The sequence below is a fragment of the Flavobacterium caseinilyticum genome (assembly GCF_004349085.1).
In the GTDB taxonomy this organism is placed as follows: Bacteria; Bacteroidota; Bacteroidia; order Flavobacteriales; family Flavobacteriaceae; genus Flavobacterium; species Flavobacterium caseinilyticum.
This window is the reverse complement of record NZ_SMFM01000001.1, coordinates 674,712-693,045: the sequence shown is the minus strand read 5'-3', so window position 1 is coordinate 693,045 and position 18,334 is coordinate 674,712. Positions and strand designations below refer to the sequence as shown.

The window sequence follows — 18,334 nt, the reverse complement described above, 5'->3', positions numbered from 1 at the left end:
TAAAATAAAAACTATTTAAACGAAAATATTCTTTGATTTGACATTAACCTTTCATTACTAAACATTTAAAGCTTTAAATTTCTCAATCGCAACGCATTTGCAATAACTGAAACCGAACTGAAACTCATTGCCAAAGCCGCAATCATTGGCGAAAGCAAAACTCCAAAAAACGGATACAAAACACCCGCGGCAATTGGAATTCCCAATACATTATAGAAAAAGGCAAAGAATAAATTTTGCTTGATATTTCGCATCACCGCATGACTTAAGTTTTTCGCTTTTACGATTCCTTGTAAATCACCTTTCACTAACGTAATTTTAGCACTTTCAATAGCCACATCAGTTCCGGTTCCCATCGCAATTCCAACATCGGCTTGCGCCAAAGCCGGAGCATCGTTGATTCCGTCGCCAGCCATAGCTACAATTTTTCCTTCAGCTTGCAGTCGTTTAATTTCTTTCAGCTTGTCTTCAGGCAAACAACTTGCTTTAAACGAACTTAAATTCAACTGTGTCGCCACTGCTTTTGCGGTATTTTCATTATCTCCGGTAAGCATGATTACCTCAACTCCCTGACGCATCAGTTCTTTTATCGCTTCGACGCTTGTTGCTTTTATGGCATCTGTAATTGATACAAATCCCACCGCAATTTCGTCCAATGAAATGTAAGAAACCGTTTTTCCTTGTTTTTGTTCAGCTATAATTTGATTTTCTAATTCATCCGAAACAGTGGCATTCACTTGCTCCATCAATTTTTTATTCCCAAGCGCTACTTTTTTATTGGTTACCGTTCCAATGACTCCTTTGCCGGAAATCGCTTCAAAATCCTTTACTTCGATTAATGTAACTTCTTTTGCTTTCGCAAAATTGACTACGGCTTGCGCCAAAGGGTGTTCACTGTACTGATTTAATGAAGCGATGCTTTGTAATAAAACATCTTCCTGATTATTCGACGAATAAATTTTCTCCACTGAAGGTTTTCCCTCGGTAATTGTTCCTGTTTTATCCGTTATCAGAACATTTACTTTATTCATGTTTTCCAGTGCTTCGGCATTTTTTATCAAAACTCCCGATTGAGCTCCTTTTCCAACACCGACCATTACTGACATTGGCGTAGCCAATCCCAAAGCACACGGACAGGCAATTATCAATACGGCAATCGCATTAATAAATCCATAAACCAGTGCGGGTTCCGGTCCGAATTTTGCCCAAACAAAAAATGTAACTACAGAAACAATTACCACTATCGGCACGAAATATTTAGCGATTCTATCCGCTAATTTTTGGATTGGTGCTCTAGAACGACTGGCGTCATTTACCATTTGTACAATTTGCGAAAGCAAGGTTTCCGAACCTACTTTCTCGGCAACCATGACAAAAGATTTATTTCCGTTTATTGTTCCTGCTATAACGGCATCTTCTATTTTTTTATCAACGGGGATAGGTTCCCCTGAAATCATTGATTCGTCAATTGTACTTTCTCCATCTGTAATTTTACCATCAACCGGAATTTTATCTCCCGGTTTTACACGCAACAAATCTCCTTTTTTGATGTCGTGAATTGAAATCACTTTATCAGCTCCTTCGATAATCAAAGTGGCTTCGGTTGGTGCTAATTTCAAAAGCTCTTTTATCGCGCCACTAGTTTGACTATGTGCTCTGGCTTCTAATAACTGCCCCAGTAAAACCAACGTTAATATCACAGTTGTCGCTTCAAAATAAAGATGAACGGCGCCATTATGTGTTTTAAATTCGTCCGGGAAAATCGTTGGAAAAAATAATCCAACCAAACTAAACAGAAAAGCTACTCCAGAACCAATTCCGATAAGGGTAAACATATTGAGATTCCAAGTAACAATGGATTTCCATGCACGCTCAAAAAACATCCAACAGGCATAAAAAACGACCGGAAGCGACAAAATTAGTTGCACCCAATTCCATTTCGTAGTATCCATAATTTTCATTAATGGATTATTTGGAATCATATCCGACATGGCAATAATAAAAATAGGAACCGTAAAAATTACCGCTATTTTCATTTTGCGTACCAAGTCATCATACACCTTATTTTCTTCGGCATCGGTAGGCTCCATAGGCACTAAATCCATTCCGCAAATAGGACATGAACCAGGGCCTTCATTGATAACTTCGGGATGCATGGGACAGGTATACATTATTTTACTGCTTACCGTCGCAGCTTCTTTAACCAAATCCATTCCACAAACCGGGCAATCTCCAGGTTTATCATACACTTTTTCACCTTCACAATGCATCGGGCAATAGTATTTACCTTTTGCATTTTTGGGTAAAAGCACGGTTGCTTTTTCTTGTGGTTTATTCGAACTGCAGCACGATTTTTCGACTGTTTTATCAATGTTCCCTTGAGAATCGACAGCAGTATTCATTTCAATGGTATAGTTCCCCGCGGCAGTTAAAGTCTCTTGTAATTGCTTAGTGGGAATGTGTTTATCCATTGTTATAGTCGCTATTGGCGGAACTAAAGTAACAACAGCTTGAATCCCATCGAGACCGTTTAATGTTTTTTCCACTTTGGTGCGACAACCATCACATGACATTCCGGTAATAGTATAGGTATGCTTCATTTTAGTGTATTTTTAATCAACCTTACCGTTATATCTAAAATAAGGTTGATTAGAATTAAATAAGATAAATTCTTATTTTATTTGTTGCTTTTTAGAGTATTTTCTGCAACAGACTCCGTTAATCTCATTTCATATTTGGGACATTCATCATTCAACTTGCCTTGCATTTCAGGATGCATAAGATAGGCATATATCGCCGAACTGCTTACTAATGCTAATTCTTGTGCCAAATCCATTTAGTAAACTGGGAAATCTCTTGGTTTACAGAAACCTTTTTACCTACACAATCTATCGAAAAGTAGTATTTAACCTGAGCGGCTGTAAGCAACGTTATTTTTGTTTTAACTTATGAATCAGTAGCGCTACAACATGATTTCTGTACTGTTTTATCTTCTTGTTTTACAGCATTACAACATGATTTTTCGATTGGTTCTTCAATAGTTCCGCGAGCATCAGCTTGTTCATTAAATGCAATTGTATAGTTCCCCTCAGCAGTTAATGCCTCTTGTAATTGAGTGGTGGCAATATGCTGATCCATCGTTATTGTTGCCATTGGAGGAATCAAAGAAACAATAGCTGCAACACCTGCAATAGAATTCAAGGTTTTTTCGACCTTGGAGCGACAACCATCGCAGGACATCCCTTCAATACTATAAGTATGTTTCATCTCAGTTTGTTTTAAACCAACCTTATTAATTTTTGAATAATAAAGCTGGTTCGGTTTTCAAATATAATCTGTATATTATAAATTTATTTGTTGCTTTTTACAGCAGCATCAGAAACGGGTTCAGTTAATTTCATACCGCACTTTGGACATTTGTCATTCAATTTACCCTGAACTTCAGGATGCATCGGACAAGCGTAAACTGTTGCGTTGTTGTTCATCATTTCATTGTCATTGCTCATCATCGTAGAATCATTATCCATCATGTTAGTGGAGTCAGAATTCATCATAGTCGAGTTATCATTCATCAGATGAGAATCATCTGTTGAGTTTTCCTTGTTCTTTTGGTTACAGGAAACCATTACAGTAGCCATCATTAAGGCTGCAAAAGCTATTTTTTTCATCGTATTTATTTATTAATTATAGAATAATTTCTATATGTAAAAGGTACCAAAAATTATGGACAAACAGTTGTGCTTTTATTATTCTTAATTACATAATTCACACGTAGTAATTAGAGAAACGTTTGCACAATATTGCCACAATTCAGCATCTCAGAACCATAATATGGGTTAATCACATCTTTAGTTTCACTGATCCAATACCCAGTTTTTCCGTCGCCATACATTGGACAGTAATCCTGATAAACCGTTTGTTTTGTTCCAAATGCTTTTATTAAACTAAAAACATCCTGGCTCAATAAGGAGAAATATTCTCTTTGGTGCTCCATTTTCCCTGCATTTTCGCCAATGTGTTTGACATGCACTTTGGCATCGCCGACAAAAGCGTTGTATTTGTTTTTTAATTTGGTATCCAAAGAGCTGGAATTGCTGTTATTCAAAGCAGCGATTAATTCTTTTGCTGCAGCAGCTGCTCCTTTTGAATCGTCTTTGGTCAATGCATTTTTAATTTTGAGATACTTGGAAACAATCGCATCAGTTGGAAAAGTTGCTTTGTCAGCGTTCCTTATTTTAATTATGGTGCTTGGTTCTTCCGTTACGTCAGCGACAGTAACTGGAGTTTCTTCTTTTTCAGTTGAGGTTGTTGGAATAACTTTTTCAGTCAACTCCATTCCGCATTCTGGACATTCGCTTCCTGCAACACCAGTAACTTCAGAATGCATCGGACAAGAGTATAGTTCAGCCATTTTTTCAGTTTTCTCAGAATTCAAAGTCGTTTCTTCTTTCTCTTTTTGGTTGCACGAAACCGTCAAAAAAGTAGCTATCAGAGACAAAAACAGTATTTTCTTCATGGTGTTTTTATGATTATATTGACTTCTATTTAAATCAGCTATTCACTGCTATCAATTTAAGTCGTCTAATTTATTTTATGATATTAAAAAAGTTGTATTCTAAATTTAGATAAAATCCATTTGGCGCAGACCGCAACATAGAACTGTATAATTCGTGCCTGTAAGCAACATCAATTCGTGCTTGGCTGTTGATGATAAATTGAATGGAAGGCACAATATCCAAATACGATTTTCCATTTTCGTTTAATGTTTGTCCTACAAACTCCAACATTGTATTAATATTTGTTTGCTTAAAACTGGTGTATTTTTTTGGATACATCAACCTTCCGAACGACAATGTATAATTAGTGGCGTTATCACTTTGCGCTGCGGGAAATTTGTAATCCGGCTTGTTATCAAATGCTTTTTCGAAACTAACCGAAGCACTAATTGCCACTTTTTTTATAAGCTGCGTAGCCACGATTCCAGTTTCAAAACCAGTATTATGCCCCATAATTTCTATTTGTTCCTGATGAATATCCGCATTATTAAAACTATATCTTCCAAATGCTGCCATCCTAAAATGACTTTGAAGATCATCGGTAGAAAGGAAACGATATTTAGCGTAAAAACTGGCGCCTTCAGTTACCAATTGATTACTTCTATTACTGACAAATAGGGATGTTCTCACCATCAAATTCTTATTGATTCCCAAAGTAACTTCAGGCATGAGGTGATAACTATATCCTGATTTCATTTGTTCTTTAAAAATAGATTGTGCCAAACGAATTCCTAATGAACCCGCAGGAACGTTGCTTGCCGGATCAGTGACCACAAAAAGCTCCTGCGCCGATATTCCCTGAATAAGAAAAAACGTAAATACGATTAAAAATTTTCTCATTACAGCACAGATTTGATATGATAATCATCTTCGCTATCTAATGGATAAGAAGCTATTTTTGAAAAGGTCTTAAGGAGTTTTTTATATTCTTTTTGAGTGACATACCCTTTATCAAAAACCCTCACTTTTGTTTCTCCTGCACTGTTTTTAGGTTCCTCATTCAATAATACGAAAGTAGAACCGTTGACTAAAATGGTTTTATTACCTTCAGTTTTTAAGTGTTCTGAAGGCATTGTAATTACCAGTGAACCAATGAAAAAGCCTGCTTTTTCTACACCTTCTTTTAGCATTTTTGGCATTATTTTACTTTCTTTTTTAAAATAAACAGTGAAGGTATTTGTATTCAAATCAGTACTCACGCTATCCACACCATCCATCGCTTTCAGTTGTTTGTTTATAGCATTGGAACACATGGAACACGTTAAACCGGTCGCCATAATTTCTGCTTTTGAAATTTGAGAATAGGATTGTATGCTTGTCATCAAAACCAAACAAGCGATACTTATGGATTTTAAATTTAGATTTTTCATTTTTGTTTTAATTTTTTATTTGCATTAAAATTTGTTCTTCAGTAGGATTGATAGCAACCAGTTTTCCTGATGCATCAAAAAGATAAGCACTTGGCAACTGTTCAACTCCAAAAAGTAATGCTGATTTCGAATCAAAACCTTTAGTATCGATTAATTGTTCGTAAGCTAATTTATCTTTTTGAATAGCAGCCATCCATTTCATTTTGTCCGTATCCAGCGAAATCCCGACAATTTCGAAATTGTCATCTTTATACTCATTGTATAAAGGAGCTAGTTTTTTATTAGCCAGTCTACAAGGCGCGCACCAAGATGCCCAAAAATCAACTAAAATGGTTTTTCCTTTAAGAGAAACCAAATTTACTAGTACTTCCTTATTGTTTTTAAGTTGAAAATTAGGCAAGCTGTCTCCAATTTTCATTTGGGCATTTGCAGCTGACATACTGATTATCAAACTGAATAACAGCATTATTTTTTTTATTTTGAATTCCATCTAATCACTTATTGAATCGTTTCGACAGTTTTTCCGCAAGTCATCATTTGAGAACCGTAATAAGGATTTTTAACTGCATTCTCTTTGCTTAACCAGTTTGCACCTTTACCATCATTTGCCATAGGACAAAACTGAAGATAAACCGGAGTTTCGTATTTAGCCACTTTTATCAATTCGTACATCGATTTTGAAAAAGGAATAAAAAATTCTCTTTGACGTTTGATGTCTTGAGTCTCCGAAATATTCTTGGCACCAGTCATTAAACCTTTCATTTCTTTCATCCAAATCATGTGAGCATCCATCGCAAGCTCGTCCATTTTTACTGCATTTAATGCTGTAAGAACGTCTTTAGCTAAAGTAGCAGCAGCTTTTCCGTCAGTTTTCACCAAAGCATCTTTCAAAAGAAAATAGCTATCAAAAACAACTTTTAATTTAGTATCCACTTGTTGTTTTGCAACTAGAGCATCAGAATGATTGGCGTGGTTTGCATGATTTTCTGCAGTAGTAGTTTCCATTTTCATCTCTGTAGAAACGATAACTTTTGCTTCTCTATCATATTGACAACATCCATGTAATGCCTCATAAGTAGCATCCGGAGCAAGAAATTTATCGCTGTCGTATCCGGCTAAAGCAATACGTTTCAAAATTTCGTCTTGGCTCGTTTTGGTCGAATCATATATAAGAGTTGCCATTTTGGAATCTTTATTCCACTCGACTTTTGCTACTTTTTTCAGATTTCCGGCAGTTTCTATTTTGCTTTTACACATTTCACAGTTTCCGTATATTTTAACGGTTTCTGTCTTGCTATTTTTAATTTGCGCGCTTGCAATTGTAACTGAAAGCAATAGGATTATTGCCATCAATATTTTTTTTATTGAGTTCATTGTATGAATAATTTTGAGGTGAATTAGTCGTAAAAAACATTGAAAAAAATAGCACATTTAGCTACATTTCAAATTGTATCCGACTGAAATTTAATGATTGTTAAAGCATAATTTGCTTTGAAAAAGACAGTTTCCAGGCTGTCGCAGAAGGAATTTAGCTTATTTTAGGTGGAAGCCAAATAGAACGAAAATGAGAAGAAATAAACATTTCCGAGTAATAATAATTTTGTTTTTCAGTAGAAAAACTAAAAACTTGCTTGTTTAGTTCGGTATAAAACACCGAAGTTAAACCCAAATGAAAAGCTGAACTACCGCAAGAAACATTCTTACAAGCGCCATTACAGCCGTCATGCGAACTTTCATTCGATTTTTTTTCTTTCTTGCAACAGTCTTTCTGCTCCTTCTTTGAAGGAGATTCTTTTTTGCAACAAGACTTGTCTGCTTTTGTTCCACATGCAAAAGCTACGCTTGGTGTCATAAAGAAACCAAGCATAACCAATAACAATATGTAAAACTTTTTAGACATAATATTCTATTAATAGAGTACAAAGGTATTAATTGGACACAAATAAAACCGGAATTCAATCATAAATACGTGTTAAAAACAACGTTTTATTTTCCTTCGCCTAATATTCCATTCATTATAGACTGCAAAACTGACAATATAATACTAAAAAACAAGGCGGTCCAAAACGTATCCACGCTGAATCCACCCACAATTTTGGTACATAACAAAATCATCAGCGCATTAATGACCAATAAAAACAATCCTAAAGTAAGAATGGTAACCGGTAAAGTTAGTATTACTAATATTGGTTTGATAAATATATTAAGCAACCCTAGAACAATGGCTACAATTAATGCGGTAGTAAATCCAGCCACATGAACTCCCGGCATAAAGTTCGCAATAAGCAAGACCAAGCCTGAAGTAATAAGAATTTTGATCAGTAAATTCATGATTTTATTTTTTAAAGATTTAATAAATGTAAGAAAAAATTAAATCTGATTAATTTATTTTAAAAAAGAAGTTGCCTTTTGATAGAAATCGGCTGGGTTTTCGGCATGAAGCCAATGTCCTGCATTCGGGATTGTTTCAATGCTTGAATCCGGAAAATGCTTTTTTATGTTTTCGAAATCGCTATCCAAAATATATCTGGAATTTCCTCCACGAATGAACAAGGTTGGTTTTTCGAAAATGGAATTTTCCGGTAACGGAATCCCTATTTCTTCTATCTTACGATCGAAAACTGCCAAATTAAATCGGAACGCCAATTGTCCCGGCTCTTGCCAAAATAAATTTTTCATTAAGAATTGTCTGGTCCCAAAATCAGGAATATACTTCTCCATAATTTCTTCGACATCACTTCGGCTTGGTTTTATGGAAAAATCTACGGCGTTCAAACCCGCCAAAATATCCTGATGGTGTTGCGGATAAAATTTTGGTCCAATATCAGCCACAATTAACTTATCCACTAATTCCGAATGAGTAGTAGCTAAAAGCATTGCCACTTTTCCGCCCATCGAATGCCCTATAATATTGATGTTTTCTAAATTATGAGCCTGACAATACTCGTAAACATCCTGCGCCATGATTTCATAACTGAACTCTTCTGAATGCAAACTTCGTCCGTGGTTGCGTAAATCGAGAATATGAACTTGAAAATCAGTCGCGAACTGCGTCCCGAGTGTTTTCCAATTATCAGACATTCCCAAGAATCCATGCAGAATTAAAAGCGGTTTACCGGATCCTTCTATTTTTGAATATAACATTTTTTACTTTTTTTTAGCCACGAATTACACCAATTTCCACCACTCAAATTCGTGAAAATTGGTATAATTCGTGGCGAAATTTTATTTTAATTTTTGCAAATACATATTTACCACATTATCCAAGCCTAAATAAATGGCTTCGGAAATTAATGCGTGACCTATAGAAACTTCCAATAATCCCGGAATATTTTGTTTGAAAAACTGAATATTATCCAAACTCAAATCATGACCTGCGTTGATTCCTAATCCAAGCTCATTGGCCAAAATTGCCGATTGGGTATACGGCAAAATTCCGTTTTGATTCCCTAAACTATATTGATGTGCAAATGCCTCGGTGTACAATTCGATTCTTTCGGTTCCAATTTTCTTTGCGCCTTCAATCATATCGAGAACAGGATCTACAAAAATAGAAGTTCTGATTCCGTTGCGTTGAAATTCCTGAACGATTTCGGTTAAATAAGAAGCGTGTTTTATAGTATCCCAACCTGCATTAGACGTGATGGCATCAATTGCATCTGGCACCAAAGTCACTTGAGTGGGTTTTATTTCGAGAACAAGATCGATAAATGTTTGTTCTGGATTTCCTTCAATATTATACTCGGTGTAAACGACAGACTTTAAATCTCGGGCATCCTGATACCGAATGTGACGCTCATCCGGACGCGGATGAATCGTGATTCCTTCGGCACCGAACTTTTGAATGTCAGCTGCTACTTTTAATAAATCGGGAACATTTCCTCCGCGCGCATTACGTAAAGTGGCTATTTTATTGATATTTACACTTAATTTTGTCATTGAAACGTATTTTTATTTTGATACTAGTATTTACTTGGAACAAAAATACAAAGTAAAACTTAGGAGATTTTGCTTATTTTTGATTATTTTGCATGAAATATTGCCGATTGATTTATGACAGAAATAACAGAATATATCACTAATGACTTTAAAGCGATTGACAGCCAAGATTCTATTGCGGCTATTCAAGAATTTTTTAGTGAATTACACTTTTCACATTTTCCAATTGTCGAAGAGGGCGTTTACATTGGCAGTATTGCATCCGAGGATATTGAGACTTTTGAAAGTGATAAAAAAGCATCTGATTATCGTTTTACACTGGAAGGATTTTTTACCAGAACAAATACGATGTGGCTGGATGTTTTAGAAGTCTTCGCAAAAAATCACACTAATTTAGTTCCTGTTTTGGATGAAAACAACACCTACGTAGGCTATTATGAAATTGAAGATATCATGAAATTTTTTCATGAAACACCTTTTTTAAAAGAACCGGGCGGAATCATTGTGGTTAGAAAACCAATTTTAGACTACTCGATGAGTCAGATTACCCAAATTGTCGAAAGCAATAACGGCAAGCTTTTAGGATTGTTCATTTCTGAAGCAGATGTTGAAAGCGTGGAAGTGACCATGAAAATAACTTTGGGCGCAATGAACGAAATTATCCAGACTTTCAGAAGGTACAATTACGAAATCATTTCTGAGCATCAAGAAGACAATTACATCAATAACTTAAAGGAACGTTCTGATTATTTAGAAAAATACCTTAACATCTAACCACTTATTTGGAAATTTGTTGATTCGGTTATTCGTAACCATTCTCTCAATTAACCAAATAACCAAATTAACGATTAAAGAAAGATGAAAGTAGCTATTTACGGCCAATATTATCAAAACAGCACAGAACCAATCATCAACGACATCTTTGTTTTTTTTAACAGAAATAATGTAGAAATGATTATTGAATCTCATTTTTTGTTGATGCTTAATGAACGGAAGATTGTAGAAAAAAAATATAAAACCTTTACCTCTCACACCGAACTTGACTCCAGTTTTGATATGCTGATCAGTATTGGTGGTGATGGAACAATCCTGAGAGCAGCAACATTAGTAAGAGATTCCGGCATTCCTATTTTAGGGATAAATGCTGGCAGATTAGGGTTCTTAGCTTCTGTACAAAAAGAAAATATATCCACTTTCATGCAATTTGTGATCGACAAAAAATATACAATTTCTAAAAGGGCTTTACTGAGTTTAACGTGTTCCCCGCCCAACGAATCAATAGAAGAAATCAATTTTGCGATGAATGAAATTACGGTTAGCCGAAAAGACACCACATCAATGATTACTATTGATACCTACCTGAATGATGAATTTTTGAATTCGTATTGGGCCGATGGTTTAATTATTTCAACGCCAACGGGATCCACCGGATATTCCTTGAGTTGCGGCGGTCCAATCTTGACACCTGATGTTAAAAGCTTGGTAATTACTCCTATTGCTCCTCATAATCTTACCGCCAGACCGCTTGTTGTACCTGACGAAACCGAAATTAGACTGAAAGTTTCCGGAAGAGAAGAAAACTACTTAGTTTCGTTAGATTCAAGAGTTACCTCAATTAAAAACGAATCAATTCTTATTTTAAAGAAAACTCCATTTCAAATTTATATGGTTGAAATTCCAGAAGAAACCTTTTTGAAAACGCTTCGTAACAAATTACTTTGGGGAGAAGACAAAAGGAATTAAATCATTTAAATAAAAAAGCTATACGATTTTATCATTTTTCCCCGTTTAAAGTAAACAACACTCATTTAAAGTAGGCCTAGTGGACATTTATTAAAAAAGAACACATTTAGCTGATTGAGTATTGAAATGAAGTGATAATTATTATATTTGCACGCAATTTTTGATTAAATGAACAAGATTTTTTATTTATTTTTTTTCTTTCTACCTCTCATGAATATCCAAGCTCAAATACATGAGATTGGTGTCTTCTTAGGTGGCAGTAACTTTATAGGAGATGTTGGACCCACTACTTATATATCCCCTAATGAACCTGCTTTCGGTATATTATATAAATGGAATAAAAGCTCCAGACATGCCTATAGATTTTCTTACACACAATCCAAAATTACTTCAAATGATTTTGATTCTAAAGAAGGTGGCAGAAACCAAAGAGGCAATCAAATTGAAAACCGTTTGAGAGAAGCCTCTTTCGGTTTGGAATTCAACTTTTTTGATTTCGATCTTCATAAGACAAATACTAAAGTCACCCCTTATATTTTCTCTGGTGCAAATTATTTTCTGAGTAACTATAAATTTAATAACCCTTTAACTGGGGAGTCATACGAAAGTAGAACAGAAAGAAGAAAATCAATAGCAATTCCAATGATTTTAGGAATAAAGTCTAATATTACCCCTCATCTATTGCTTGCAGTGGAAACCGGAGCACGATATACGTTGACCGATAATATGGATGGAAGCGGAGATACAAATAATAATGATTGGTATGTTTTTTCAGGCGTAACTGTAACATATACCTTTGGGAACAAACCCTGTTATTGCGCAGAATAAAAAATGGATTTACAACAAAATATTGACAAAACAAACTTACCCAAACACCTAGCCATAATAATGGACGGGAATGGGCGGTGGGCAAAACAGAAAGGTCTCTTGCGGGCTTTAGGTCATGAAAGCGGGACAAAGTCCGTAAAAGTGATCATAGAAGCGAGTGCGAAACTGGGCATAGAATTCCTTACTTTATATGCTTTTTCCACGGAAAATTGGAACAGGCCAAAACTGGAGGTTGAAACCTTAATGAAAGTGCTTATTAATTCTTTAAAAAAAGAGCTTACAACACTGCAAAAAAATAACATCAAACTAGGCGCCATCGGTAATTTAGAAAAATTACCAAAATCAGCACAGAAAGAACTTCTTGATGTAATTGAAAAGACCAAAGACAACACCAAGATGACTTTGACCCTTGCCTTGAGCTACGGTTCTAGAGAGGAATTAGTTAGTGCAGTAAGAAACATCTGCAGTAAAGTTAAAAATAATATAATTTCAATAGACGCTATTGACGATTCCATTATTAATGAGCATCTTTACACGCAAAATTTACCGGACGTAGATTTACTAATACGAACAAGTGGAGAACACAGGATAAGTAACTTTTTGTTGTGGCAAATTGCCTATGCAGAATTGTATTTTACGGACATATTGTGGCCGGACTTTAAAGAACAAGATTTATATGAGGCTATCATTAGTTATCAAAAAAGAGAACGCAGATTTGGAAAAACAAGTGAACAAATTAAATAATTTTTTAGTGTTAAATAAAAGCATAAAATTAGTCATTACCGTTTTGATTTTTGGAAGTTTTACACAAATTAAAGCTCAAGAAAGAGTTCCTTTTGATCAAGGAAAAAAATACATTTTAGCTGATGTGGCAGTGGTTGGAGAAATCAGTTTTAATACCCAAACTGTAGTTACTTTTTCAGGATTGCAAAAAGGGCAAGAAATAACCGTTCCAGGTGAGGAAATAAGCACTGCTATTAAAAAATTGGGAAAATTAGGTTTGTTTGATGAGATATCTTTTTACATAAATAGAATTGAAAATGATAGTATTTATCTTGATTTAAATATTGTAGAATTACCGAAATTGAATGAAGTTAAATTTGTTGGTGTTAAGAAAAGTAAAACCGAGACCTTAATTAAAGACAATAGCCTGAATAAAGGGAAAGTAGTCAATGAAAATCTGATTACCACAACAAAAAATTATATTGAAAACAAATACAAAAAAGATGGTTATTTCAATACAAAAGTAAACATCAATACTGTTAAAGATACCGCACTGGTCAATCAGGTAAACATGGTTGTTACTGTAGATACTGGTGATAAAGTAAAAATCCAAAATATTGATTTTGTAGGAAACGACAAAATTTCCGACAATGTGTTGAAAAAAGCGATGAAGGATACGAAACAAAAAAATATTCTTCGTGTTTTAAAAGCATCTAAATTTATAAAAGAAAAATACAAAACTGATTTAGAAAAAGTAGTTGCAGCCTATAAAGAAAAGGGATACAGAGATGCAAGAATACTTTCGGATTCTGTTTATTTTGACAAAAATAAAAATGCGTTAAACATCAAAATTAATGTTGAAGAAGGAAATAAATATTATTTTGGAGACATCAAGTTTTTAGGGAATACTGTTTACACTGATCAAGGATTGAGCCGAGCATTAGGTGTTAAAAAAGGAGACACATACAATGGTGTGCTTTTACAAAAAAGAATTGCTGATGCTTCAAAACCTGACGGAGAAGATATCGATAATTTATATAAAAATAACGGTTATTTATTTTCTAATATAAATGCAGTTGAGGTACGAACCGCAAATGATACCATTGATTTTGAAATACGAATCACTGAAGGACCCATTGCTTATTTTAACAAAATTACTGTAGTTGGAAATGATAAAACAAATGACCGTGTAATTTACCGGGAATTAAGAACAAAACCGGGAGAAAAATATAGTAAAGAAGAATTAGTTAGAACCATTCGTGAAATTGGACAATTAGGATTTTTTGATCCGGAAGCTATCGATCCAAAATTCAAGAATGTAGATTCAGGATCAGGAACGGTAGACATTGAATACAATCTAGTAGAAAAAGGTTCTAGCCAAATTGAACTGCAAGGAGGTTATGGAGGCGGTGGTTTCATTGGAACACTAGGATTGTCTTTCAATAACTTTTCCGCAAGAAACATGTTCAACAAAGACGCATACCGACCTCTTCCGATGGGAGACGGACAAAAAGTGTCTTTACGTTTGCAGGCCAGTACATTCTTTCAAACCTACAGTGTTTCCTTTTCAGAACCATGGTTTGGTGGTAAAAAACCAGTACAATTCAGTTCTTCAATATCGTATAGCAAGCAATTTTTAAATAATTTTATAACACAGAGAGCGGACAAAACAAAAAGTTTCAATATTTTAACTTTGTCTGTTGGTTTGGCTAAAAGACTTACAGTACCAGATGACTTTTTTGTGTTATCTCAATCTTTAAGTTATCAACATTATGCTTTAAATAATTACAATACTGGGTTATTTACTTTTGGAGACGGTACTTCCAGAAATTTTGCCTACACAATTGGACTCACAAGAAGCAGCAAAGGAAACAACCCGATTTTTCCAACTTATGGCTCTGAATTCAGTCTTTCGGCAAAAGTGACACCTCCTTATTCATTGTTTAATGGAATTGATTATTCAACATTAGGGGATCAGGAAGAGTATAAATTCAAATATACTGGCGACGCTTACACTGGCACAGATGGAAAAATAGTAAACGAAGGCGATTATGTTGAGGCTATTCCAAGTCAGATTAATCCAACTCCAAATAAAGTGACATTGGATAATATTGCTGCTGCTGCTGCTGACCCTTCAAAAGTGGATCAAAAGAAATTTAATTGGTTAGAATATTATAAAATAAAGTTCAAAGCAGACTGGTACACAAAAATTTATGGTAAATTAGTACTCAGAACTTTAACTGAATTTGGATTTCTTGGTGCATACAATCAAGAAAGAGGTGTCGTTCCTTTTGAACGATTCTATTTAGGAGGTGATGGATTGGCAAATTTTTCGATGGATGGTAGAGAAACAATTCAATTAAGAGGATATCCAAACAATTCTTTGACTCCGGTAAACAATACTGGAGAACAAATTGGGGCAACGGTTTTCAATAAATTCTCAATGGAGTTGCGCTATCCGATAACGCTAAAACAATCGGCATCAATCTATGCGTTAGCCTTCATGGAAGCAGGATCTTCCTTTGGTGATTTTAAGAGTTACAACCCTTTTGCGCTAAGTCGTTCAGCAGGAGTCGGATTACGTGTATTTATGCCAGCATTTGGACTGTTAGGAATTGATTTCGGTCACGGTTTTGACGCATTACCTGGACAAGCGAAAGCGAATGGATGGGAAACCCATTTTATAATTGGACAACAGTTCTAAAAAAAAAAATTGATTTTAAATTTTCTAATACAATACAGCTATGAGAAAACAATTTTTATATCTATTTTTAGCGGTCGTTGCAACGCAAACAATTATTGCGCAGACCAGAGGAACTAAATTAGGCTACATTGATATGGAATACATTTTGCAAAATGTACCCGATTATAATGAAGCAAGGGCACAGTTAGAGCAAAAAACCCAAAAATGGAAGTTGGAGATTGATACTAAGAAAATTGCAATTAACACTTTAAAAGAGGCATTAAAAGCAGAAAGAGCGTTATTGACAAAAGAGTTAATTGATGAGCGGGAAACAGAGATTAGTTTTCTTGAAAACGAAAATTTAGAATATCAGCAAAAAAGATTTGGTGCCAACGGAGATTTGATTATTCAAAAAGCCATTTTGATAAAACCAATACAGGATCAAGTTTTCACGGCAGTTCAAGATATTGCAGAACGGTTAAAATATGATTTTATTTTTGACAAAACTTCTGACCTGACGATGTTATTCGCAGCAAAAAGGTTTGACGTTAGCGAGCAGGTTCTTCGGATCTTGAATAGAACAGAAAAAAGAGAGCAGTTAACTAAAAAACAACTCAAAGAAGAGGAAGCTCGGGAAAGTAAGGAAGATGCGATCGATGTTAATCCAGCCTTAGCGGAAAGAAAAAAACTCTTGGAAGATAAAAAAGCAGTACAAGAAAAAACCCTCGCTGACAGGAAATTGATTCAGGAGCAAAAGAGATTAGAATTTGAAGAAAAAAGAAAACAAATATTAGCCGACAGAGAAGCTAAAAAAAATGGCACGGTTTCTGCAAATGTTAAAATAGACGGCACTGACACTGCGGTTAGTAATGACCCAAAGAAAGACATTGCAAAACTAGCACTGGAAGAAGCTAAACAAAAACAAGCAGACGCAAGAGCAAGAATTTTAGAAGAGCGTAAGAAAGTTCTGGAAGACCGACAAAGAGCTTTAGACGAAAAAAGAAAAAAAATACTTGAAGATCGCGAAGCTGCTAAAAAAGCAAGGGAAGAAAAATTAAAAGAAAATACAAACAATAATTAATTACTAAATATTTTAAAAACGATGAAACAATTCAAAACTCTATTAATTGCTGCAATTTTTATCTTAGGAGCAAATCAAACAATTAGTGCACAAGCAAAGACAGCTCATGTTGATGTAAGTGAAATTATGACAAAGATGCCAGCGGTGTTAGATGGTCAAAAACAATTGGATAAATTGAGTACTACGTATGATGCTGAGTATAAAAAAATGGTTGAAGAATATCAAGCAAAAATAACAAAATACAAAGCTGAAGCTGTTACTGTTACTGAAGCTGTAAACGAAGGACGTTCTAAGGAAGTTCAAGATATGGAAAAAAGAATCGTTGATTACAGAGATAAAGCGCAAAAAGAATTGCAACAAAAAGAATCTGATATCATGAAACCATTAATGGAAAAAGTTAGAGCTTCTATCCAAAAAGTGGGTAAAGCTAAAGGATTCCAGTACGTTCTTGATGGTTCATCTCTTTTACTTGCTGATGGTCCTAATTTGACTATGGATGTAAAAAAAGATTTAGGTTTCTAAAAAACCATTGATAATACAAAAAGCTGCTCGCCTTTAAAAGGATCGAGCAGTTTTTTTGTTTTAGCAAATCATTGGAATTTCAAACTGTAGCACGTAACTTTGTTTTCATGGACAGCAATAATCAACCCATTGGCATTTTTGATTCAGGTATTGGCGGAACTTCGATTTGGAAGGAAATTCATCAGTTGTTGCCTAATGAAACAACAATATACCTCGCAGATAGCAAAAATGCGCCTTACGGTCAGAAATCGAAAGAAGAAATTGTTGCCTTAAGCATTAAAAACACAGAATTATTACTGCAAATGAATTGCAAATTAATTGTGGTGGCTTGCAATACGGCAACTACAAATGCAATCGATGAACTACGGGCGAAATATGACATTCCGTTTGTGGGGATAGAACCAGCGATAAAACCGGCAGCATCGCATTCGAAAACACAAATTATAGGGATTTTGGCAACACAAGGCACGTTAAATAGCGAGCTTTTCAGTAAAACCACAAAGAAGTTCCAGGAAACGAAAATAATCGAACAGGTAGGACATGGATTAGTCCAGCTTATTGAAAATGGGGAAATCGATTCCGAAAAAATGACACAATTACTTCACTCCTATTTAAATCCAATGATAGCCGCCAATATCGATTATTTAGTTTTAGGGTGTAGTCATTATCCCTATCTAATCCCACAGATAAAGAAAATCCTGCCAGAACACATTCAAATTATTGATTCTGGTCAAGCGGTAGCAAAGCAAACTCAAAATATATTACGGGAAAAAGTAGGTTTTTCGTCTGCTAAAAAAAGTGAGCAGCTCTTCTACACCAATAATGATCCAAAAGTATTAGCTAAAATTTTAGGGAATCAATATACTGTTGAGCAGAAAAATTTCTAAAA

Annotated in this window: 21 protein-coding genes; 8 read left to right on the top strand and 13 right to left on the bottom strand. The window is 34.9% G+C overall.

The window, feature by feature from the left end; all coding sequences use genetic code 11:
- Positions 1-65: 65 nt before the first annotated feature.
- The 13 genes from E0F89_RS03070 to E0F89_RS03015 form a co-directional block, all read right to left on the bottom strand.
- On the bottom strand, positions 66-2,600 hold the full coding sequence (locus tag E0F89_RS03070; protein WP_131908384.1) for a heavy metal translocating P-type ATPase: 2,535 nt from the start codon (positions 2,598-2,600) through the stop codon (positions 66-68).
- A gap of 77 nt (positions 2,601-2,677) precedes the next feature.
- A complete protein-coding gene (locus E0F89_RS17050; protein ID WP_165929967.1) occupies positions 2,678-2,836 on the bottom strand; it encodes a hypothetical protein in 159 nt (52 codons plus the stop codon).
- A 110-nt stretch (positions 2,837-2,946) separates the two neighbouring features.
- Positions 2,947-3,267: a heavy-metal-associated domain-containing protein gene (locus E0F89_RS03065; RefSeq protein ID WP_131908383.1), complete on the bottom strand. Its 321-nt coding sequence runs from the start codon at positions 3,265-3,267 to the stop codon at positions 2,947-2,949.
- 83 nt (positions 3,268-3,350) lie between these two features.
- Positions 3,351-3,668: a heavy metal-binding domain-containing protein gene (locus E0F89_RS03060; protein WP_131908382.1), complete on the bottom strand. Its 318-nt coding sequence runs from the start codon at positions 3,666-3,668 to the stop codon at positions 3,351-3,353.
- Between the two features lie 110 nt (positions 3,669-3,778).
- Positions 3,779-4,516, bottom strand: coding sequence for a DUF3347 domain-containing protein (locus E0F89_RS03055; protein ID WP_131908381.1), 738 nt, complete (start codon positions 4,514-4,516; stop codon positions 3,779-3,781).
- A gap of 70 nt (positions 4,517-4,586) precedes the next feature.
- Entirely contained in the window at positions 4,587-5,396 is an 810-nt protein-coding gene (locus E0F89_RS03050; protein ID WP_131908380.1) for a hypothetical protein, read from the bottom strand.
- Entirely contained in the window at positions 5,396-5,926 is a 531-nt protein-coding gene (locus tag E0F89_RS03045) for a heavy-metal-associated domain-containing protein (protein ID WP_131908379.1), read from the bottom strand. Before E0F89_RS03045 ends, E0F89_RS03050 begins: the two co-directional genes overlap by 1 nt.
- A gap of 7 nt (positions 5,927-5,933) precedes the next feature.
- On the bottom strand, positions 5,934-6,416 hold the full coding sequence (locus E0F89_RS03040) for a TlpA family protein disulfide reductase (RefSeq protein ID WP_131908378.1): 483 nt from the start codon (positions 6,414-6,416) through the stop codon (positions 5,934-5,936).
- 8 nt (positions 6,417-6,424) lie between these two features.
- The gene (locus E0F89_RS03035; protein WP_131908377.1) at positions 6,425-7,300 is read right to left on the bottom strand and encodes a DUF3347 domain-containing protein; all 876 of its coding nucleotides are present in this window, start codon (positions 7,298-7,300) and stop codon (positions 6,425-6,427) included.
- 154 nt (positions 7,301-7,454) lie between these two features.
- A complete protein-coding gene (locus E0F89_RS03030) occupies positions 7,455-7,826 on the bottom strand; it encodes a hypothetical protein (protein ID WP_131908376.1) in 372 nt (123 codons plus the stop codon).
- A gap of 86 nt (positions 7,827-7,912) precedes the next feature.
- Positions 7,913-8,257 (bottom strand): phage holin family protein, encoded by a 345-nt coding sequence (locus E0F89_RS03025; protein WP_131908375.1) that lies wholly within the window; start codon positions 8,255-8,257, stop codon positions 7,913-7,915.
- A gap of 54 nt (positions 8,258-8,311) precedes the next feature.
- Entirely contained in the window at positions 8,312-9,070 is a 759-nt protein-coding gene (locus E0F89_RS03020) for an alpha/beta fold hydrolase (RefSeq protein WP_131908374.1), read from the bottom strand.
- Between the two features lie 81 nt (positions 9,071-9,151).
- Positions 9,152-9,865 (bottom strand): pyridoxine 5'-phosphate synthase, encoded by a 714-nt coding sequence (locus E0F89_RS03015; protein ID WP_131908373.1) that lies wholly within the window; start codon positions 9,863-9,865, stop codon positions 9,152-9,154.
- Between the two features lie 114 nt (positions 9,866-9,979).
- Here E0F89_RS03015 and E0F89_RS03010 point away from each other — a divergent pair, with 114 nt between their 5' ends.
- The 8 genes from E0F89_RS03010 (at position 9,980) to murI (ending at position 18,332) form a co-directional block, all read left to right on the top strand.
- A complete protein-coding gene (locus tag E0F89_RS03010) occupies positions 9,980-10,639 on the top strand; it encodes a CBS domain-containing protein (RefSeq protein ID WP_131908372.1) in 660 nt (219 codons plus the stop codon).
- 84 nt (positions 10,640-10,723) lie between these two features.
- Positions 10,724-11,608: an NAD kinase gene (locus tag E0F89_RS03005; protein WP_131908371.1), complete on the top strand. Its 885-nt coding sequence runs from the start codon at positions 10,724-10,726 to the stop codon at positions 11,606-11,608.
- A gap of 168 nt (positions 11,609-11,776) precedes the next feature.
- The gene (porG, locus tag E0F89_RS03000) at positions 11,777-12,436 is read left to right on the top strand and encodes a type IX secretion system protein PorG (protein ID WP_131908370.1); all 660 of its coding nucleotides are present in this window, start codon (positions 11,777-11,779) and stop codon (positions 12,434-12,436) included.
- Positions 12,437-12,439: 3 nt separating this feature from the next.
- Positions 12,440-13,180: an isoprenyl transferase gene (locus E0F89_RS02995; RefSeq protein WP_131908369.1), complete on the top strand. Its 741-nt coding sequence runs from the start codon at positions 12,440-12,442 to the stop codon at positions 13,178-13,180.
- Positions 13,113-15,863: a BamA/OMP85 family outer membrane protein gene (locus E0F89_RS02990; protein ID WP_131908368.1), complete on the top strand. Its 2,751-nt coding sequence runs from the start codon at positions 13,113-13,115 to the stop codon at positions 15,861-15,863. Before E0F89_RS02995 ends, E0F89_RS02990 begins: the two co-directional genes overlap by 68 nt.
- Before the next feature lie 40 nt (positions 15,864-15,903).
- Entirely contained in the window at positions 15,904-16,923 is a 1,020-nt protein-coding gene (locus E0F89_RS02985; protein WP_131908367.1) for an OmpH family outer membrane protein, read from the top strand.
- A gap of 21 nt (positions 16,924-16,944) precedes the next feature.
- Entirely contained in the window at positions 16,945-17,445 is a 501-nt protein-coding gene (locus E0F89_RS02980) for an OmpH family outer membrane protein (protein WP_131908366.1), read from the top strand.
- Positions 17,446-17,552: 107 nt separating this feature from the next.
- Entirely contained in the window at positions 17,553-18,332 is a 780-nt protein-coding gene (murI, locus tag E0F89_RS02975) for a glutamate racemase (protein WP_131908365.1), read from the top strand.
- Positions 18,333-18,334 lie beyond the last annotated feature (2 nt).